Below are 19,079 nucleotides of genomic sequence, written 5' to 3'. Positions count from 1 at the left end.
AGTTTAAAATTTTAGTGCACTATTTATTTGGTTTGTAAATTGCACCAGTTGCAAAATCTACAATTAATCCAGGCCAGAATAATATAATATCTGCTATTAAGGCTACAACACGTACTTGTCTTTGCTCTTCTCCTGGTAAAGGTTTTCTTTTTTGGGCAGCAGTTACTTTTCCTCCAAATACGGTAGCGCAACTTGACATAATTATTGCCATTAATCCAATAGCAATTACATTTTTAATTTTTTTCATGATAATAGTTTTTAGTTAGTGATTATATGTTTTTTAAAGTGGTTTTAGATAGTCTGTCATGTAAACCATTAACAGAAAATAAATAGGATATTATTTCGAAAGGTATTAGTCTACATAATGTTCTAAGTAAAATGGTAGAAAAACTTGGTTTTAAATCATTATCGATATTTACAACTTTTGTTTTAGTAATAATTTTTCCAATAGTTTGTCCGGTTGTATATTCAAAAATTAAATAATAAAGATAGTACAATGCTATCATAAAGTAATTTAAATTTTCTCTTGCGATGTAATTTTTTAAAAGCATTGAAAATATAATAACGATAATAAAAAATATTACAGAATCAATTAAAAAGTTAAACAACCTTACTCGTTTTTTCATATTAAATAATAATAAGTTTATCTTTTTTATTTACAGTTATTATAATCATCTACAACATCTTTAATGTCGCTTTTAATGTAAATGCGTTCTTTTAAATTAGAAACTAATTCTGCGCAATCACTAAAATATTCTAATGCTCTTTTTTTAAAAGATCTTGATAATCTTGCAGTAATTAATGGACTTGCAATTTTTTCATTCTCTCTAAGAACATAAAACTCGTTAAAATCACTAAAAGAGTAATGCCAATGATTCCAAGTTGTGCCTTGTGGTCCACCCATATGCATAGGAGTAGAAGAAGTCATACTAACACTTCTAGCATACAAGGTTACTTCACCAGAACTAATAATTTTAAATAATCCTTTTTTCTTTTTTGAAGTTTGTATGTATTCAAAATATGCAACTTCTGTGTCTGAGTTTTTAAAAATTACTTTTTCAACTTGAGTTTCATCGTATTTTACTTTCTTACTTTTTCTATTCTTTCTGTATTTTACTTTTTCTTTACCATTAAAAGCTATTAAATTTTTAGAAATCATAGGAAGTTTAATTTGCCCTATTAAAATTTCACCATTTTTTAAAACCAATTCGCCTTTAGTCCATGCGTACTGGCCGTAAGATAAAGTTATAGCGAAAAAACAAAGTAGGATAGTAAGTTTAATTTTCATTCTTAGTTTTCAATTTATTTAACGAATTTAAGTTTTTAATTTTAAACTTTAAGTAAATAAAAAAGCCACATCTTTCGATGTGGCTTTTTTTAAGTAAAAATAAATCTAAATTATGCTTTATTAGCTTTAACTGAGATTTTTAACTTTACGTTATCTTTAATCATTTTATCACCTAAGTTTTCTGCAAACTTACCAGAGTTGTATTTAATGTCCCATTCTGTTCTATCAATTGTAAACTCATCACTTGTAATGGTCATGCTATCACCGTTAATATTTACATTTACAGGTACAGTTACATTTTTCTTAATGCCTTTCATCATTAAGTTTCCGCTTACGTTGTTTCCTTCAACACTTGTAATTTCAAAAGCAGCATTTGGAAATTTTTCAGCATCAAAAAAGTCTGCACTTTTTAAGTGTCCTTCAATACTAGCTCTACTTTCTTCTTTTTCAATATCTGTATTTTTTAAAGTAGAAATATCAAAAATAAAGTTACCACCAACTAGTTGATTACCTTTTACTTTAGCAACACCGTTACTTAAGTTTATAGTTCCAGTATGTCCACCAACAATTTTGTTAGCTTCCCAAGTTACCATAGATTCTGCTGGTATAGCTTTAAAAGTTTCTTCTGCCATAACAGTTTCTACTTCTTTAGCTTCAGTTGTTTCAGTTTTTTTATCACTTTTACATCCTACAACTGACGCTCCAATAGCAATAATTGCAAAAATATTTAAAACTTGTTTTTTCATCTTTTATTTTTATTAATGGTTAGCCACAAATATAAAAAAGTTTCCATGGAATATACTTAAATTTTTCTTAAAAAAAAGTAATGACATTATGGCATTTTTATAATATTGGCAGTACTTTTGCCAACCTTTTAACTGTGTTTAAAATAAGAAATACAAAATGAGCAAAAAGAAAGATAAACAAGAAGAGATTGAAGACCAACAAAACGGTGACATTCAAACAGAAACTGTAGAAACTCCTGAGTTAACGGTAGAAGAGAAGTTACAAGAAGAGTTAGGTCAAGAAAAAGATAAATTTCTGCGCTTATTTGCAGAATTTGAAAATTATAAAAAAAGAACCTCTAAAGAGCGTATAGAATTATTTAAAACAGCAAGTAAAGATGTCATGGTGTCTATGTTACCTGTTTTAGACGATTTCGAGCGAGCTTTAATGCATATTGAAGACGATAAAGAAGCTGAAGAATTAAGAAAAGGAGTCGTATTAATATACCAAAAACTATTAAATACATTAGGTCAAAAAGGTTTAGCAGCAATGGAAGTTAAGCAAGGAGACACATTTGATTCTGAAATTCACCAAGCAATTACTCAAGTGCCTGCGCCAAGTGACGATTTAAAAGGGAAAATTATAGACGTAGTAGAAAAAGGCTATACTTTAGGTGATACAGTTATACGTTTTCCAAAAGTAGTTATCGGACAATAATTTTAAAAATTATAGCTAATAACAAAAGTTATTTAGCTAATAGTAAAACAAGATGGCAAAAAAAGATTATTACGAAATATTAGGATTAAGTAAAAACGCAACAGCTAGTGAGATAAAAAAAGCTTACCGTAAAAAAGCTATTGAGTTTCACCCAGATAAAAATCCAGACGACGCTACAGCCGAGGCTAAATTTAAAGAAGCTGCCGAGGCTTATGAAGTTTTAAGCGACGAGAACAAAAAAGCACGTTATGACCAATTTGGTCACCAAGCCTTTGAAGGCGGCGGCGGTTTTGGCGGCGGCGGTATGAATATGGACGACATATTTAGCCAGTTTGGAGACATTTTTGGCGGTGGTGGTTTTTCTGGTTTTGGCGGCGGTTTTGGTGGAGGCCAACAACAACGTCGAGTAAAAGGAAGTAACTTACGTATTCGCGTTAAACTTACACTAGAAGAAATTGCTAATGGTGTAGAGAAAAAAATAAAAGTAAAGCGTAAAGTACAAGCTCAAGGCACAACATATAAAACCTGTTCTACTTGTAATGGTTCTGGGCAAGTTACTCGTGTTACTAATACTATTTTAGGACGCATGCAAACAGCTTCACCTTGTACAACATGTGGTGGTTCTGGGCAAATTATAGACAAAAAACCAGCCAATGCAGATGCTCAAGGCTTAATAACAAAAGAAGAAACAATATCGGTTAAAATTCCAGCAGGTGTTGTAGATGGTATGCAACTTAAAGTTTCTGGAAAAGGAAACGATGCACCAGGAAATGGTATAGCTGGAGATCTTTTAGTAGCTATAGAAGAATTAGATCACGAAACATTACAGCGAGAAGGAGATAATTTACATTATGATTTATATGTAAGTATTAGTGATGCTGTTTTAGGAACATCTAAAGAAATAGATACAGTTTCTGGTAAAGTGAGAATAAAAATTGAAGCAGGTTTACAATCTGGTAAAATTTTACGCTTACGCGGAAAAGGAATTCCAAGTATAAACGGTTACGGTAAAGGAGATTTATTAGTACACGTAAATGTTTGGACACCTAAAACATTAAGTAAACAACAAAAAGAATTTTTTGAAAGCATGAAAAATGATGATCATTTTTCACCAAAACCAGAAAAATCTGATAAATCATTTTTTGAAAAAGTAAAAGATATGTTTTCTTAAGCTTAACAAAAGATTACTATAATAAAATCCGCGAAAAAATCGCGGATTTTTTTTGTTAAAATATCAACTAATTTATGCATTTAAGTTAAAGTTAGTTAAAAAATGTTATATTTGGTTTATCACTAGTGAAAGCTAGTGGTAATTTTTCTTTTTCATAGCAATTTTTTCCCATCCTTAGTTTACTAAGGGTGGGTTTTGTTTTTATAGGGTTTTGTTATATACATTACTATAAGAAATCTTACAAATTCAATTTCTTTAAAACTTATTTGTGTAATAGCTTTTAGCTATTATGTTTATCAGCGTTAAATTATTTCTAAACAATAAAGTTTCTCGTGTTACATTTTCTATATTTACGCTACTAACAGCCAAAACATACGTATGGATAATTTATTAGAAGCACACTCGGTTTCTAAAAGTTTCGGAAACTTTAAAGCATTAAATAATGTTTCTATTGCAGTACCAAAAGGTAGCATATTTGGTTTGCTTGGGCCAAATGGTGCAGGAAAAACAACTTTAATTAGAATTATTAACCAAATAACAATACCAGATACTGGTCATGTTTTATTAGATGGCGAACCTTTAAAAAGACATCATATTCAAAATATTGGGTATTTGCCAGAAGAGCGCGGTTTATATAAGTCTATGAAAGTAGGAGAACAAGCCTTGTACTTAGCGCAACTTAAGGGTATGGATAAAGCTGTTGCTAAAAAAAGATTGTTAGATTGGTTTGAAAGACTAGAAATTGGAGATTGGTGGAATAAAAAAATTCAAGAACTCTCTAAAGGTATGGCACAAAAAATACAGTTTGTTGTTACTGTACTACACGAACCTAAATTATTAATTTTCGATGAACCGTTTTCAGGTTTCGATCCTATTAATGCTAACATAATTAAAGATCAAATATTAAGATTGCGAGATGAAGGCGCTACGGTAATTTTTTCAACTCACCGTATGGAATCTGTAGAAGAATTATGTGACCATATTGCTTTAATACACAAGTCTAATAAGGTGTTAGATGGTAATTTAAATGCCATTAAACGCGAGTATAAAACCAATACATTTGAAATTGGTATAAATGCCAAAAATCCTACGGAATTACAAAAAACACTTTCAGAAAAGTTTATTGTTTCACCTGCAGAATTTAAATCGCTAAATAACGAGCTAAAACTTAATATTAAGCTTTCAGAAAAAGAAACGGCAAATCAATTATTAAGTTATTTAACTACACAAGGTGAGTTGTCTCATTTTGTAGAAGTAATACCAAGTGCAAACGATATATTTATTCAAACTGTAAAGAATAATTAGTAGCTATGAATCATTTATCACTAATAATAAAACGCGAGTATTTAACTAAGGTTAGAAACAAATCATTTTTAGTAATGACTATTTTAAGTCCGCTAATTATGATTGCATTAATAACCGTTGTAGCTTATTTATCGCAATTAAATAATAGTAAAGAAAGAACTATAGCAATTCTAGATGACTCTGGAAAAGTACAGCAGGTTTTTGAAAATACAGACAATACAAAATATATTAAATTAGAAAATTTAACATTAGATAATGCAAAAACAATTGCAGCAGAACAGGATTATTACGGGTTGTTGCACATTTCAAAATTTGAAAACATAGAAAGAGCAGAAAACGGTATAGAATTTTACTCAGACGATTCACCATCACTTTCTGTAATCACAGAGATTGAGAATAAAATAGAAAAACGCTTAACCGATTTAAATTTAGAGCAAAAAGGAGCAAATGTTGCTTTAATTGAAGCCTCGAGAATACGCATAGATATTAATCAAGAAAATTATACAGGTGAGAAAACCTCTAAAATAGATAGTTTTTTAAAACTTGGTTTTGGTGGCGTAGCTGGTTATTTACTATTCATGTTTATAATTATTTATGGTAATATGATAATGCGCTCTGTAATAGAAGAAAAAACAAGTAGAATAATAGAAGTTATAATATCTTCAGTAAAACCTATACAACTTATGCTTGGCAAAATTATAGGAACTTCGCTTGCAGGTATTACTCAGTTTGTGATTTGGATTATTCTTGGAGGCGTTATGCTTACTGTTGTATCTGCAATATTTGGTATAGATGTGGCTGCAGTAAAAACACCACAGCAAGAAATGTTACAACAAGCTATTGAGAACCCAGATATTAACATGAAGGTGCAAAGCGTTATGCAATCGTTTTACAACTTGCCTATAGCAAACCTAATTATAGCCTTTATATTATTTTTTATTTGTGGGTATTTATTATATAGCTCACTTTACGCGGCAATTGGAGCAGCAGTAGACAATGAAACAGATACACAACAGTTTATGTTGCCAATATTAATGCCATTAATTTTAGCAGTATATGTTGGTATGTTTACGGTAATTGAAGATCCTCACGGAACCGTATCTACTGTTTTTTCGTTTATACCTTTTACATCACCAGTAGTTATGCTTATGCGTATACCGTTTGGTGTTCCAATATGGCAACAAATATTATCGTTAGCATTATTAATTGGTACATTTATGTTTACCGTATGGTTTGCAGCCAAAATTTATCGAGTAGGTATTTTAATGTATGGTAAAAAGCCAAGTTATAAAGAACTTTTAAAATGGATTAAGTATTAAAATGCAGGAAAAAGTAACAGATAAGCTAGAAAAAGAAGTAGAGAAAGTTGGAGACGTTATTGTAGACAGTTCTCTATGGGAAAAATTTATAGAGTTTTTAAATTTTAAACTTTACACATTTACAGGTGAAAATGGCGCTGAAACAGGTTTTTTAAAGGTAAAGTATATTTTATTAGTTATACTAATACTCATGTTAACTACTTACCTTTTACGATGGGTAAAAAAGCTTTTAACACGTAAAATGCCAGAAGATGATAAGTCTAAGTTTAATACAGTATTTTCTTTTGCAAGATGGCTAGTATATGCAATAGTTTTTTTAATAGCTATAGACTCAATTGGTATAGATGTTACAGCCGTTTTTGCAGCTTCGGCAGCACTTTTAATAGGTATTGGTTTAGCACTTCAAACATTATTTCAAGATATTATTTCTGGTGTTTTTATATTGGTAGATCAATCGGTTCATGTTGGAGATATAATTGAGATTGAAGGTAAAGTTGGCCGTGTAGAAGAAATTAAATTAAGAACTACAAGAGCTGTAACGATAGATAATAAGGTGTTAATTATACCAAACCATTTATATTTAACTAATAGTTTGTATAATTGGACACAAAATGGCTCGTCTACTCGTGAAACTGTAGATGTTGGTGTTGCCTATGGTAGTGATGTAGAATTAGTAAGAAAATTATTAATAGAAGCAGCAAAATCATCAAAATTAGTATTTAAAAATCCGCCACCAAGTGTTGTTTTTGCAAATTTTGGAGAAAGTTCTTTAGATTTTAGAGTAGCATTTACAATTGAAGATAGTTTTAATGCTAGAATACCAAAAAGTGAAATACGATTTGCAATAGATAAGCTTTTTAGAGAAAACAATATAAGTATTCCGTTTCCACAGCGAGATATTCATATTATTCAAAAGGAAGATGATAATTTAAATTTAAAAATGAAAACCCCAAATTCTAATAGATAATTTATGTTAAAACTAAAATTTAAGAATTATATTCTAATTATATTAATTATAACTTCAATTCAAACGGTATCTGCTCAGCTTACAGACCTAGCGAGAATTGAATATTCATATATACCTAAAAAAAATTCTGAAGATAGTTTTAAAAGATTTAGAACACTTATTAATTATCCTATAGAACTAAAAGAAGATACATATTTAATAGTTGGAGGAGAATACAGTAATATCGATTTCGATATAGAAGACCATTATCCATTTAGTACAGAGAATTTAAGCAGGCTTCATGTAATAGACTTTAATTTAGGCTATACTTTTAAGGTAAGCGAAAAATGGAGGTTAGGCGCAAAAATATCTCCAAGAATAGCTTCTACTTTAAGAGAAAAAATTAGTGGAGATGATATTTTTATTAATGGTGGTGTTTATGCGATTAACGACCGTACTAAAGACGAGTCTGTTAAAAAACCATACCGTTTAATTGTTGGTTTAACATATAATAGTACCGCAGGAATACCATTACCATTGCCTTTTGTAAGCTATTTTAGGCGAGTAAATAAAAACTGGTCTTTTAACTTAGGCGTACCTAAAACCAATGTAAAATATTTTTTTGATGAAAAAAACATTGTACAACTGTATACAAGTATCGATGGTTATTTTGCTAACATTCAAAACCCTATATTTATAGACAATAAAGAAGCAGATAGTATTTCCTTATCTGTAGTAATATCTGGTTTAGGTTACGAACATTATTTTACAAAACATTTAGTTTGGTATGCCTACACAGGATATACTTTAAGTATGAATAATAGATTAAGAGATAGTGATAGAGAAGAAGTATTTAAACTAGATAATGTAAATACTTTCTATTTTAGAAGTGGAATAAAATTTAAGATATAATGCCAAAAATATTAGTAATAGAAGACGAAGCAGCAATTAGAAGGGTTTTAGTTAAAATTCTTTCTGAAGAAAACGATAAATATGCAGTTGAAGAAGCAGAAGATGGTTTAATTGGCATAGAAAAAATAAAAAAAGATGATTACGATCTAGTATTATGCGATATTAAAATGCCAAAAATGGATGGCGTAGAAGTGCTTGAAGCAGTAAGAAAAATAAAACCAGAAATACCAATGGTAATGATTTCTGGCCATGGCGATTTAGATACTGCAGTAAATACAATGCGACTTGGTGCCTTTGATTACATATCAAAACCACCAGATTTAAACAGGTTGTTAAACACCGTACGCAATGCTTTAGACAGAAAAGAACTTGTTGTAGAAAACAAAATTCTTAAAAAGAAGGTTAGTAAAAAGTATGAGATGGTTGGAGATAGTGATGCTATTTCTCAAATAAAACAAATAATAGATAAAGTTGCACCAACAGATGCTCGTGTACTAATTACTGGGCCAAATGGAACAGGAAAAGAATTAGTAGCACATTGGTTACACCAAAAAAGTGAGCGAGCAAAAGGACCAATGATAGAGGTTAATTGTGCAGCGATACCAAGTGAGCTTATAGAAAGTGAACTTTTTGGACATGTTAAAGGAGCATTTACAAGTGCTGCAAAAGATAGAGCTGGAAAATTTGAAGCAGCAAATGGCGGTACTATTTTTTTAGATGAAATAGGAGACATGAGTTTATCTGCCCAAGCAAAAGTGTTACGTGCTTTGCAAGAAAGCCGTATACAGCGCGTTGGTAGTGATAAAGACATAAAAGTAGATGTACGTGTTGTTGCTGCAACAAACAAAAATTTAAAAAAGGAAATTGAAAATGGTAAGTTTAGAGAAGATTTATACCATAGACTAGCTGTGATTTTAGTTAAAGTTCCTGCTTTAAATGACAGACGAGAAGATATACCACTTTTAATAAATCATTTTGCAAAAAAGATTTCTGCAGAGCAAGGTACGGCAGAAAAAAACTTTTCTGCAAAAGCAATAAAATTATTGCAAGAATACGATTGGACAGGAAATATACGAGAATTAAGAAACGTAGTAGAGCGATTAATTATACTAGGCGGTTTAGAAGTTAGTGAGCAAGATGTTAAGTTGTTTGCAAGTAAATAAACTTATAAACCAAATTTAATACCAACACCAGTTTGTATATCTGGATTATTGTTTACTGTAAAATCCTGTTGTAAATAAAAAGAAGTTGCAATTTTTCTGGTAAACGTGTACATAAAAGTCCAATAGTTATTATTCTGGTACAAGTGTTTACTAGCATGCTGCCAAGAATTATAAGCACTTTCATCTCTTACTAATATGGCGTAATTAAACTCGTCTTTGTTATTAAGACTTGTTTGTAAATAAAAAGCCAATCCAAATGCGTGATTGGTTTTTCCTTTTGAGGTAAAATTATATTCAATATCTGTTTCTAAACTTGCAATAAAATTATTTGTACCAAACTCTATATTGTTTTTTTTAAACTCTACACTATTTTTATGTATTGTATTTAAGCCTATTCCAAATAAAAATTGATTAGTTGAATTTAAGGTTAGTTTTTTTACAGCAGCTGCAGATAGCCCTAAATCTATAGACGAATTGTATTGAGATAGGTTAGTACCTAGATGTGCACCAAAATTTATAAATACATTTCTATTATTTAATAATTTTGGGTAATAAAAGTAATGTGCTTCAATACCACCAAAAACAAAACTTCCTTTATTAAGTTTTAAATTATTACCATTTCTATCTGTATAGTTAACTTCAGCTCTATTGTAACCAAAAACTTTTCTATCAAACGGGTCGTTTCCGCCAGCAATATTATTGTGAAAAAACTCAATAAAAGCATCATTTGTAAAGATTGATAATGGAAATTTACCTTCAGTTAAAATAAAAGACCTAAACCCTAAAACTAATTCTTGTTGGTTATGTATTGGCAGTGTTATATTTGCTCTTAAACCTTTAATAGTTCCATCGGTTTTAATGCTGTAATTTTTGCCTTTTAATGTGTCTTCATCAAATAAAAATTGTCGAGAATACCAATTTACAGTTCTTAATTTGTTTCTAATGGTTTCACTGTCTGGCAAATAGGTTTTAACATTTGCTCCCCAAACATTTCCGCTTTCTAAAACAATATCAATTTCTGTTTTTTTAGAAGGTTTTAATTTAAAATTATGATTTAATCTTGAAAAAAAGATACCAAATGTGTTTGTAGAAAGTATACTTGGTTTAGAAATTCCATTTTTTAAAGAGTAATTTGTGCTATCCACATTTACTTGAGTATAACTAGCTAGAGAAATAGTTATAAAAAAAATGCTTAAAAATAATTTTATATTGCTAAAATTGTCTTCCACGATTTCAAAAATAACAAATAGCAACTATACAGGCACTAAAATAAATATAAGATTTAGTAAGTAAAATTACATTCGTATATTTAAGCTTTACAATCATTTTATGAAAGATATTAATATAAAAGACCACATAATAACATCAAAAATATCACTGTCTAATCTCCCATCTTTACTAGACCTAAACGAAAGTGATGATGAAGTAAAAGATGAACTAAGAAAAGTTAGAAGAAAATTAGGGAAACTACAAGATACACTTTACGCTCACGGTAAGTATTCTGTATTAGTATGTTTGCAAGGTATGGATACCTCTGGTAAAGATAGCTTAATACGTGAGGTTTTTAAAGATTTTAATGCACGCGGTGTTGAGGTTATGAGCTTTAAAGTACCAACAGCTTTAGAATTAAAGCATGATTATTTATGGCGACATTATATCGCATTACCTGCTCGCGGTAAATTTGGTGTTCATAATCGTACACACTACGAAAATGTATTAGTAACACGTGTTCATCCAAATTATATATTAGGAGAAAATTTACCTAACGTAACATCTATTGATGATGTAGATGAAGCCTTTTGGGATAAACGTTTTGAGCAAATAAACAATTTCGAAAAACATTTAGTAGAAAACGGAACCATTATATTTAAATTCTTTATGAATTTATCTAAAGAAGAACAAAAAAACAGACTATTACGACGTTTAGATTTAAAAGAAAAAAATTGGAAATTTTCTGCAGGCGATTTAAAAGAACGTAAATTATGGGACGATTATATGTTTTGTTATGAAGATGCTATAAATAGAACCTCTAAAGCTCATGCACCATGGTTTAACATCCCGGCAGATAACAAACCTTCTGCCAGACTTGCAGTAGCTACTATTTTATACGAAACGTTAAAAAAATATAAAGATATTGACGAGCCAGAATTAGATGCAAAAACCAAAGCAAATTTAGACTTGTACCGCCAAGAATTAAACAACGAATAACCTAAACTAAGTTTAAAATGAAAAGAAATATACTTATACTTTTAATGCTTACCTCTTTATTAAGTTTCGCTCAAAATGATAAAGATGTTTTAAAAACAATATATAAACAGTCATTAACAAATGGTAAAGCATATGCATGGTTAGATTATTTATCAAATAATATAGGAGGTAGACTTTCTGGTTCTGTAAATGCAGAAAGAGCGGTGCAATACACAAAAACCGAATTAGAAAAATTAGGGTTAGATAAAGTATGGCTTCAAGAAGTTATGGTACCAAAATGGGATCGAGGTGAAAAAGAAGTAGGTTATTTTACAACTTTAGGAAAACAAAAAAATGTTAATATTTGTGCTTTAGGTGGTTCTATTGCAACACCAAAAACAGGTTTAAAAGCTAAAGTAGTAGAAGTAAAAAGCTTTGAAGAACTTGCAGAACTTGGTACAAAAGTAAAAGGAAAAATAGTTTTTTTTAATGGCGCAATGAATCCTGAATTAATCCACACCTTTGAGGCATATGGAGGTTGTTCTAAACAACGTTATGCAGGTGCTTACGAAGCAGGAAAACTTGGCGCTGTTGGTGTAATAGTTCGCTCGTTAAATTTACGTCAAGACGATTTACCACACACAGGAAGTATGGGTTATCTAGATTTACCAAATAACCAACGTATACCAAGTGCAGCAATAAGTACAAACGATGCAAATATTTTATCTGAAGCATTAAAAAATGATAAAAACCTAGAATTTTATTTTAAACAAAATTGTAAACAGTTTGAAGATGTATTGTCTTATAATGTAATTGGAGAAATTACAGGAAGCGAATTTCCAAACGAGTATATGGTTGTTGGTGGTCACTTAGATTCTTGGGATTTAGGCGACGGTTCTCATGATGATGGTGCTGGAGTTGTACAATCTATGGATGTTTTACGTTTGTTAAAAGAAAGCGGTATTAAACCAAAACGTACCATTAGAGTTGTTTTGTTTATGAATGAAGAAAATGGATTGCGAGGTGGTAAAAAATATGCCGAAGAAGCAAAACGTAAAAACGAAAATCATGTGTTTGCTTTAGAGAGTGATTCTGGTGGTTTTACACCAAGAGGTTTTAGTTTTGATTGTAGCGAAGCTAACTTAAATAAAGTATTAAGCTGGGAGCCATTATTTAAACCTTATTTAATTCATTATTTTGAAAAAGGATATAGTGGCGCAGATATTGGTCCATTAAAAAATGATAATATTGTTTTAGCAGGATTACGTCCAGATTCACAACGTTATTTTGATCATCATCATGCAAGTAACGATACTTTTGATGCTGTAAATAAAAGAGAGTTAGAGTTAGGTGCAGCAACCATGACAAGCTTAATTTATCTTTTTGATAAATATGGAACATCAAACATTAATGATGTAAAAGAGCTAAAAGATTAGTTGTATTTTTTATTTTAAAACTTAATTTTTCAAAATGCCAAAACCAATACTACATCAAATACATCCCATTTTACCTGTTAAAAATGTAGTAGAAGCATTAACTTTTTATGTGAAAAAATTAGGCTTTAAAATAGCTTTTGCAGATGATTCTAAAAACCCAAAATATGCAGGCATAACTCGTGATGCAATAGAAATACATTTACAATGGCATGATGAAAAAGAATGGGAGTTAGGTTTTAATACACCAATGTTGCGTATTGTTACAGAACATATAGAAAATCTTTACGAAGAATATAAGTTTAGAGGTGTTATTAGTGATAAAACAATTTTAAGAAAAACAGATTGGGAAACTGTAGAGTTTGCATTTTATGATTTAGATAATAACGGGCTCACATTTTATAGTAATTTATAGAGCTAAATTATAAATCTACTTTTTTAAAATCCTCAATTAAAAAATCTAGATTTTCTTTATTAATGGGTTTGTTTACATAATTTCTAACAAAATTATCACCTTGGGCTTTTTCGACATCGCTTTTTTTAATAGAAGAGCTTGTTACATAAATAGGTATTTTTTTTTCAATTTTTAGTTTTTTATAATCTTCTAAAAATTGCCATCCATCCATAACTGGCATATTAATATCTAATAATATAATGTCTGGAAGTTGCTCGCCATTTTTTAAACGCTCTTTAATCCCTTTAAAAGCTTCATTACCATTATTGTAAATTATAAAATTACTTGTAAAGTTTTTTCTCTTAAATAATCTTTTAATTGCAAATATGTAAATTGGGTCATCGTCAATTACGCAGGCTAATTTAATTCTATGCATAGTTAGTTTTTTTAAAAAATAGTCTAAAAGTAGTGCCTTTTCCCACTTTACTTTTAACTTCTATTTTTCCACCAATAGCTTCAATTTGATTTTTTGTAATAAATAAACCTAATCCTCGAGAGTCTTTATTATGGTGGAAAACATTATACATGCCAAATAATTTTTCGCCATGTTTTTTTAAATCTATTCCTATACCATTATCTATAACTTCTAAAATTATATTTTTATCATCTTTACTAGCTATTAATTTTATTTTAGGGTCTTCATCTGGGTTTTTATATTTAATAGCATTGGTTAATAAATTAATTATAATACTATCTAAATAAGCTGGTATTCCTTTAACTTTTATTGTTTTATTAATATCAATTTTAATTTTAGCTTTTTTTACAACGTGTAATGCTTTAATATTACTTATAGCATTATTAACATATTCTAGTAAATTTAGTGGTTCTAAATTTTCAACTTCTACAATATTATGTATGGCAACGTCATTTAAATTTGCTATAGTTTCATTTAAATTTTTTACAGCTTTCTCAATATGTGGGAAGTATTCATTATCTACAGCGTCTGGGTAATCTTCTTTTTTTAAACCAATTAGCATGTCTAGATTTCCAGCGTGAGATCTTAAATTATGAGATACAATATGTGCAAAATTTAATAATCTTTCATTTTGCTTAGACGATATAGCTAATAGGTTTTTAATTTTTTGTTTTGCTAATTTAGATTTCGTAATATCATTAATATTTGCAACAAAATGAACAGGTTCATTATCGAGATCTCTTACTATTGTAGTAGAAAGTTGACAATGAATAATGTTTCCGTTTTTATTTATATATCTTTTATCAACCTGAAAGTTATCTAACTTTCCTTCAATCATTAATTTTATTTCCTCTAAACCAATGTGTTTATCATCATTATGAGTTAACTCTATAAAGTTTAAATCTAAAAGTTCAGCTTCAGAATACCCAAAAATTTTGCAAATACTGTTATTTACTTTTAGCCATTTACCCTCTAAACTTACAATAGCCATTCCTGTTATTGAGTTTTCAAAAATGGATCTAAACAAACTTTCTTTATAAGAAATTTCAATATTTTTTTGTGTTTTTTCGGTAATATCTTGAAACACACCTTTAACTAAAACGCAAGTATCATTTTCAAATACAGGATAACCAATAGAGCGTACCCATTTCTCTTTACCTTTTGCTGTAATAATTATAAATTCGTCATCAAAACTTGTATTAGTTAAAATAGCATTACTAAAAATGGAAGTAATTCGTTCTCTGTGTAAACCTTCTTTGTAAAAGTTAAGTCCTGTTTCTACATCTGGTTTATAATCATCTGGAACTTCATGAATTTTCTTAGTAACAGTACTCCATTTTAAGGTATTTGTTTTTAAATTAAATTCCCAAGAGCCAATGGCTAAAGAGTTTTCTATAGCATTAATAAACTCGAAATCATGTATTTCATTCGATATAATATTCAATTTGTTGAGGTCTTGCATTTTTAATTTTAATTATTATATAAATGAAAACATAAAGATAGATAGCAAGTTAATAAAAAATTAGATAAAAAGCACATTAAGTCGATTATTGTATGTATCGTGAATGTTTTTGCATGTTGTGTTTTTACTAATGTTTTCTTTTTTAGTTGTTTAACAAAAAAAAGCCTCTTAAAATTAAGAGGCTTTTTTGTAAATTAAATTTTTACTTTTTTAGGTTTTAAATCTATTTCAACTTGGTTACGTAAAATATCATCAAAGGTTTCACGTTTTCTAATTAAGTGTGCTTCACCATTGTGCCATAAAACTTCAGCTGGACGATAACGTGAATTATAATTACTAGCCATAGAGTAGCAATAAGCTCCAGCATTTTTAAAAGCTAAAATGTCGTTTTCTCTTATTTCGGCAATACGCCTGTTATTTGCAAAAGTATCTGTCTCGCATATGTAACCCACAACACTATAAAAGCGTTCTCTACCTTTAGGGTTAGAAATATTTTCTATTTCATGTTGAGAGCCATAAAGCATTGGTCTAATTAAATGATTAAAACCAGAATCTACTTGAGCAAAAACTGTCGAGGTAGTTTGTTTTACTACATTTACTTTAGCTAAAAACTGTCCGGCTTCACTAACTAAAAACTTACCAGGTTCAAAGGCTAAGGTTAACTCTTTACCGTAATTTTTACAAAAGGTATTAAATCTTGCAGAAAGTTTGTCTCCAAACTCTTCAATATTAGTTTCAATATCTCCTGTTTTATAAGGCACTTTAAAGCCAGAACCGAAATCTATAAAATCTAAATTTTTAAAATTCTTAGCCGTTTCAAAAAGTATTTCACTAGCATATAAAAATACATCTATATCTAAAATATCACTTCCTGTATGCATGTGAATACCATTAATAGTCATGTTTGTATTTTCTACAATACGAAGTATATGTGGTATTTGGTGAATAGAAATACCAAATTTACTATCAATATGTCCTACAGAAATATTAGTATTTCCGCCAGCCATAACATGAGGATTAATACGAATACAAACGGGAATTTTTGGGTGTTTAGTGCCAAACTGTTCTAATATAGAAAGATTATCAATATTAATTTGGCAACCTAATTTAGCAACAGTTTCAATTTCTAATAGCGAAACGCCGTTAGGTGTAAAAATTATATCTTCAGCTTTAAAGCCAGCAGCTAAGCCTAAATGAACCTCTTGAATAGATACAGTATCTAAACCAGCACCAAGCGAGCGCATTAACTTTAAAATTGAAATATTAGATAATGCTTTTACTGCATAATTTAATTTAACCTGTTTAACCTTATTAAATGCAGAAGTTAAGCGGTTGTATTGATTTGTTATGGTTTGAGAGTCGTAAACATATACAGGACTTCCAAAATCTTTAGCAATTTGTAATAAGGTGTTTTGTTTCATTTTCTTTAATATCAAATCTAATTGTAAAGCAAAACTAAATGTAAAAACCTTTAAAAACTTAAAAATGAAAAATTTTATCTATTTTTGCACATAATGTTAAATATTTAACAAAATGAAAACTATCGCATCTTGTGTAGAAGAAATAATTATTTCTAGTCCTTTTTTAGAAGAAGCACTTTCTCGTAATATTATTAATTATTCTGCATTAGCAGAAGACTTAAACGATACCATTTCAAAAATGCTACGTAAGCCTATTAAAAATGGTGCGATAATGATGGCGTTAAGGCGTTACAATCAACCAATTAATGTAGATAACTCTATACAGTTAAAAAAGGTATTTAAAAACTTAGGAGATATAACTGTACGTTCAAATCTTAGTGATTTTACATTTCAAAACTCAAAAACATTAATAAATAGTCACTCAAAAATATTAGAAAAAATAAATACAAATAACCATATATTTTATGGTTTTACTCGTGGTATTTTAGAAAGTAATATCATTATTTCTAGTGTAGAGAAAGATGCGATTTTAAAAATTTTTAAAAACGAAACACTAATTGGGTTACAAGATAAACTATCTGCCATAAGTATAAATTTACCAAGAGGAAACTCTAAAATAGCAGGTTTGTATTACCAAATGTTTAAACGTTTAGCATGGGAAAATGTAACTTTATACGAAGTAATTTCTACAACTAACGAGTTTACAATATTAGTAGAAGACCATTTAGTAGATAAAGCCTTTTCTGTAATAAAAAGCTTGAAAGATTAAATAAAACTACATAATTATAATACCAACATAATTATAAAAGCAAATCAATTAAAATCATTAATAAAAAATATTGGTAAAACGCCTAAGGTTATTTACTTTTGTTGCATAATAGTTCTTCGGAATTTATTACAATCAAAAATTTAATTTTATAGATTTCCGTCTTCGCGGAAATAACAAATAATCTATTTAAAGATGAATTTACACGAATATCAAGGAAAAGAATTATTAAGCAGCTTTGGCGTACGTATCCAACGCGGTATAGTTGCACAAAACGCTGATGAAGCTGTAACTGCAGCTAAAAAGCTAACAGAAGATACCGGAACAGGATGGCACGTAATTAAAGCTCAAGTTCACGCCGGTGGTCGTGGAAAAGGTGGTGGCGTTAAGCTTGCTAAAAACTTAGACGAAGTAAAATCTATCGCTAATGATATTATTGGTATGGATTTAGTGACACCTCAAACTTCTGCAGAAGGTAAGCGTGTACACCAAGTTTTAGTAGCAGAAGATGTTTACTATCCAGGAGATTCTGAGCCAGAAGAATATTACATGTCTGTACTTTTAAATAGAGGAACTGGACGTAATATGATTATGTATTCTACAGAAGGTGGAATGGATATTGAAACTGTAGCAGAAGAAACACCACATTTAATTTTTACTGAAGAAATAGATCCTGCAACTGGAATTTTACCATTTCAAGCACGTAAAGTTGCTTTTAACTTAGGTTTATCTGGAGCAGCTTTTAAAGACATGACAAAATTTGTAACGTCTTTATATACAGCTTATGTAAAATCTGATTCTTCTTTATTTGAAATTAATCCTGTTTTAAAAACAAGTGACGATAAAATAATGGCGGTAGATGCTAAAGTAACTTTAGATGCTAACGCATTATACAGACATAAAGATTTAGCAGAGTTACGTGACAAACGTGAAGAAAGCCCAATTGAAGTTGAAGCTGGTGAATTAGGACTTAACTATGTAGATCTTGACGGTAACGTTGGATGTATGGTAAATGGTGCTGGTTTAGCAATGGCAACTATGGATTTAATTAAGCAAGCTGGTGGAGAACCTGCTAACTTTTTAGATGTTGGTGGTACTGCAGATGCTAAACGTGTTGAAGCAGCTTTTAGAATTATATTAAAAGATCCAGCTGTAAAAGCAATTTTAATAAACATCTTTGGTGGTATTGTACGTTGTGATCGTGTTGCTCAAGGTGTTGTAGATGCATACAAGAATATGGGTGACGCTATAAACGTTCCAATTATTGTACGTTTACAAGGTACTAATGCAGATATCGCAAAAGAACTTATTGATAGCTCTGGATTAGATGTAATGAGTGCTACAGAATTTCAAGAAGCAGCAGATAAAGTACAAGCTGTTTTAGCATAAGCTAA

General features: G+C 29.7%; 20 protein-coding genes. 12 read left to right on the top strand and 8 right to left on the bottom strand.

Going from position 1 to position 19,079, the window contains the following annotated elements; translation table 11 throughout:
- Positions 1 to 19: 19 nt before the first annotated feature.
- From BM549_RS10825 to BM549_RS10810, 4 genes are all read right to left on the bottom strand, one after another.
- Complete coding sequence (locus tag BM549_RS10825; protein ID WP_290470289.1) at positions 20 to 247, bottom strand: hypothetical protein; 228 nt, start codon at positions 245 to 247, stop codon at positions 20 to 22.
- Positions 248 to 269: 22 nt separating this feature from the next.
- Entirely contained in the window at positions 270 to 626 is a 357-nt protein-coding gene (locus BM549_RS10820; RefSeq protein WP_290470288.1) for an RDD family protein, read from the bottom strand.
- Positions 627 to 652: 26 nt separating this feature from the next.
- Positions 653 to 1,288 (bottom strand): hypothetical protein, encoded by a 636-nt coding sequence (locus tag BM549_RS10815; protein WP_290470287.1) that lies wholly within the window; start codon positions 1,286 to 1,288, stop codon positions 653 to 655.
- Between the two features lie 110 nt (positions 1,289 to 1,398).
- Positions 1,399 to 2,034, bottom strand: a complete 636-nt coding sequence (locus tag BM549_RS10810) for a YceI family protein (protein WP_290470286.1) — start codon at positions 2,032 to 2,034, stop codon at positions 1,399 to 1,401.
- 157 nt (positions 2,035 to 2,191) lie between these two features.
- Here BM549_RS10810 and BM549_RS10805 point away from each other — a divergent pair, with 157 nt between their 5' ends.
- The 7 genes from BM549_RS10805 (at position 2,192) to BM549_RS10775 (ending at position 9,547) form a co-directional block, all read left to right on the top strand.
- A complete protein-coding gene (locus BM549_RS10805; RefSeq protein WP_290470285.1) occupies positions 2,192 to 2,731 on the top strand; it encodes a nucleotide exchange factor GrpE in 540 nt (179 codons plus the stop codon).
- Between the two features lie 52 nt (positions 2,732 to 2,783).
- Positions 2,784 to 3,902, top strand: coding sequence for a molecular chaperone DnaJ (gene dnaJ / locus BM549_RS10800; protein ID WP_290470284.1), 1,119 nt, complete (start codon positions 2,784 to 2,786; stop codon positions 3,900 to 3,902).
- A 378-nt stretch (positions 3,903 to 4,280) separates the two neighbouring features.
- Positions 4,281 to 5,207, top strand: coding sequence for an ABC transporter ATP-binding protein (locus BM549_RS10795; RefSeq protein ID WP_290470283.1), 927 nt, complete (start codon positions 4,281 to 4,283; stop codon positions 5,205 to 5,207).
- 5 nt (positions 5,208 to 5,212) lie between these two features.
- On the top strand, positions 5,213 to 6,526 hold the full coding sequence (locus BM549_RS10790) for an ABC transporter permease (RefSeq protein ID WP_290470282.1): 1,314 nt from the start codon (positions 5,213 to 5,215) through the stop codon (positions 6,524 to 6,526).
- Position 6,527: 1 nt separating this feature from the next.
- A complete protein-coding gene (locus BM549_RS10785) occupies positions 6,528 to 7,493 on the top strand; it encodes a mechanosensitive ion channel domain-containing protein (protein WP_290470281.1) in 966 nt (321 codons plus the stop codon).
- Between the two features lie 3 nt (positions 7,494 to 7,496).
- Complete coding sequence (locus BM549_RS10780; RefSeq protein ID WP_290470280.1) at positions 7,497 to 8,384, top strand: DUF6268 family outer membrane beta-barrel protein; 888 nt, start codon at positions 7,497 to 7,499, stop codon at positions 8,382 to 8,384.
- The gene (locus BM549_RS10775; protein WP_290470279.1) at positions 8,384 to 9,547 is read left to right on the top strand and encodes a sigma-54 dependent transcriptional regulator; all 1,164 of its coding nucleotides are present in this window, start codon (positions 8,384 to 8,386) and stop codon (positions 9,545 to 9,547) included. Before BM549_RS10780 ends, BM549_RS10775 begins: the two co-directional genes overlap by 1 nt.
- A gap of 2 nt (positions 9,548 to 9,549) precedes the next feature.
- On the opposite strand, the gene BM549_RS10770 is transcribed toward BM549_RS10775, so the two are convergent.
- Positions 9,550 to 10,692: a hypothetical protein gene (locus tag BM549_RS10770; protein WP_290470278.1), complete on the bottom strand. Its 1,143-nt coding sequence runs from the start codon at positions 10,690 to 10,692 to the stop codon at positions 9,550 to 9,552.
- Between the two features lie 184 nt (positions 10,693 to 10,876).
- Between BM549_RS10770 and BM549_RS10765 the strand changes: the two genes are divergently transcribed.
- From BM549_RS10765 to BM549_RS10755, 3 genes are read left to right on the top strand one after another with little or no spacing between them, the layout of a single operon-like run.
- Positions 10,877 to 11,755 carry a PPK2 family polyphosphate kinase gene (locus BM549_RS10765; RefSeq protein ID WP_290470277.1) on the top strand — a complete coding sequence of 293 codons (879 nt, stop codon included), beginning with the start codon at positions 10,877 to 10,879 and terminating at the stop codon, positions 11,753 to 11,755.
- 17 nt (positions 11,756 to 11,772) lie between these two features.
- On the top strand, positions 11,773 to 13,170 hold the full coding sequence (locus tag BM549_RS10760; protein WP_290470276.1) for a M20/M25/M40 family metallo-hydrolase: 1,398 nt from the start codon (positions 11,773 to 11,775) through the stop codon (positions 13,168 to 13,170).
- 34 nt (positions 13,171 to 13,204) lie between these two features.
- Positions 13,205 to 13,582 carry a VOC family protein gene (locus tag BM549_RS10755; RefSeq protein ID WP_290470275.1) on the top strand — a complete coding sequence of 126 codons (378 nt, stop codon included), beginning with the start codon at positions 13,205 to 13,207 and terminating at the stop codon, positions 13,580 to 13,582.
- A 7-nt stretch (positions 13,583 to 13,589) separates the two neighbouring features.
- On the opposite strand, the gene BM549_RS10750 is transcribed toward BM549_RS10755, so the two are convergent.
- The 3 genes from BM549_RS10750 to lysA all read right to left on the bottom strand — a co-directional run bounded on the left by BM549_RS10750 (position 13,590) and on the right by lysA (position 16,919).
- A complete protein-coding gene (locus BM549_RS10750; RefSeq protein ID WP_290470274.1) occupies positions 13,590 to 13,997 on the bottom strand; it encodes a response regulator in 408 nt (135 codons plus the stop codon).
- Positions 13,990 to 15,480, bottom strand: a complete 1,491-nt coding sequence (locus tag BM549_RS10745; RefSeq protein WP_290470273.1) for a PAS domain S-box protein — start codon at positions 15,478 to 15,480, stop codon at positions 13,990 to 13,992. The genes BM549_RS10750 and BM549_RS10745 overlap by 8 nt, the downstream gene beginning before the upstream one ends.
- A 212-nt stretch (positions 15,481 to 15,692) precedes the next feature.
- The gene (gene lysA, locus BM549_RS10740; RefSeq protein WP_290470272.1) at positions 15,693 to 16,919 is read right to left on the bottom strand and encodes a diaminopimelate decarboxylase; all 1,227 of its coding nucleotides are present in this window, start codon (positions 16,917 to 16,919) and stop codon (positions 15,693 to 15,695) included.
- Positions 16,920 to 17,031: 112 nt separating this feature from the next.
- Here lysA and BM549_RS10735 point away from each other — a divergent pair, with 112 nt between their 5' ends.
- Positions 17,032 to 17,688, top strand: coding sequence for a hypothetical protein (locus BM549_RS10735; protein WP_290470271.1), 657 nt, complete (start codon positions 17,032 to 17,034; stop codon positions 17,686 to 17,688).
- 192 nt (positions 17,689 to 17,880) lie between these two features.
- Positions 17,881 to 19,074: an ADP-forming succinate--CoA ligase subunit beta gene (sucC, locus tag BM549_RS10730; RefSeq protein ID WP_290470270.1), complete on the top strand. Its 1,194-nt coding sequence runs from the start codon at positions 17,881 to 17,883 to the stop codon at positions 19,072 to 19,074.
- The last annotated feature ends 5 nt before the right edge of the window (positions 19,075 to 19,079 follow it).

It is taken from the genome of Lacinutrix sp. MedPE-SW, assembly GCF_001874145.1.
GTDB lineage: Bacteria > Bacteroidota > Bacteroidia > Flavobacteriales > Flavobacteriaceae > Lacinutrix.
This window is presented reverse-complemented; position numbering and strand designations above follow the sequence as displayed.

Excerpts from the sequence above, each read along its gene's own strand:
- BM549_RS10825 (WP_290470289.1), bottom strand. The coding sequence starts at position 247 with ATGAAAAAAATTAAAAATGTAATTGCTATTGGATTAATGGCAATAATT.
- BM549_RS10820 (WP_290470288.1), bottom strand. The coding sequence starts at position 626 with ATGAAAAAACGAGTAAGGTTGTTTAACTTTTTAATTGATTCTGTAATA.
- BM549_RS10815 (WP_290470287.1), bottom strand. The coding sequence starts at position 1,288 with ATGAAAATTAAACTTACTATCCTACTTTGTTTTTTCGCTATAACTTTA.
- BM549_RS10810 (WP_290470286.1), bottom strand. The coding sequence starts at position 2,034 with ATGAAAAAACAAGTTTTAAATATTTTTGCAATTATTGCTATTGGAGCG.
- BM549_RS10805 (WP_290470285.1), top strand. The coding sequence starts at position 2,192 with ATGAGCAAAAAGAAAGATAAACAAGAAGAGATTGAAGACCAACAAAAC.
- dnaJ (WP_290470284.1), top strand. The coding sequence starts at position 2,784 with ATGGCAAAAAAAGATTATTACGAAATATTAGGATTAAGTAAAAACGCA.
- BM549_RS10795 (WP_290470283.1), top strand. The coding sequence starts at position 4,281 with ATGGATAATTTATTAGAAGCACACTCGGTTTCTAAAAGTTTCGGAAAC.
- BM549_RS10790 (WP_290470282.1), top strand. The coding sequence starts at position 5,213 with ATGAATCATTTATCACTAATAATAAAACGCGAGTATTTAACTAAGGTT.
- BM549_RS10785 (WP_290470281.1), top strand. The coding sequence starts at position 6,528 with ATGCAGGAAAAAGTAACAGATAAGCTAGAAAAAGAAGTAGAGAAAGTT.
- BM549_RS10780 (WP_290470280.1), top strand. The coding sequence starts at position 7,497 with ATGTTAAAACTAAAATTTAAGAATTATATTCTAATTATATTAATTATA.
- BM549_RS10775 (WP_290470279.1), top strand. The coding sequence starts at position 8,384 with ATGCCAAAAATATTAGTAATAGAAGACGAAGCAGCAATTAGAAGGGTT.
- BM549_RS10765 (WP_290470277.1), top strand. The coding sequence starts at position 10,877 with ATGAAAGATATTAATATAAAAGACCACATAATAACATCAAAAATATCA.
- BM549_RS10760 (WP_290470276.1), top strand. The coding sequence starts at position 11,773 with ATGAAAAGAAATATACTTATACTTTTAATGCTTACCTCTTTATTAAGT.
- BM549_RS10755 (WP_290470275.1), top strand. The coding sequence starts at position 13,205 with ATGCCAAAACCAATACTACATCAAATACATCCCATTTTACCTGTTAAA.
- BM549_RS10750 (WP_290470274.1), bottom strand. The coding sequence starts at position 13,997 with ATGCATAGAATTAAATTAGCCTGCGTAATTGACGATGACCCAATTTAC.
- lysA (WP_290470272.1), bottom strand. The coding sequence starts at position 16,919 with ATGAAACAAAACACCTTATTACAAATTGCTAAAGATTTTGGAAGTCCT.
- BM549_RS10735 (WP_290470271.1), top strand. The coding sequence starts at position 17,032 with ATGAAAACTATCGCATCTTGTGTAGAAGAAATAATTATTTCTAGTCCT.
- sucC (WP_290470270.1), top strand. The coding sequence starts at position 17,881 with ATGAATTTACACGAATATCAAGGAAAAGAATTATTAAGCAGCTTTGGC.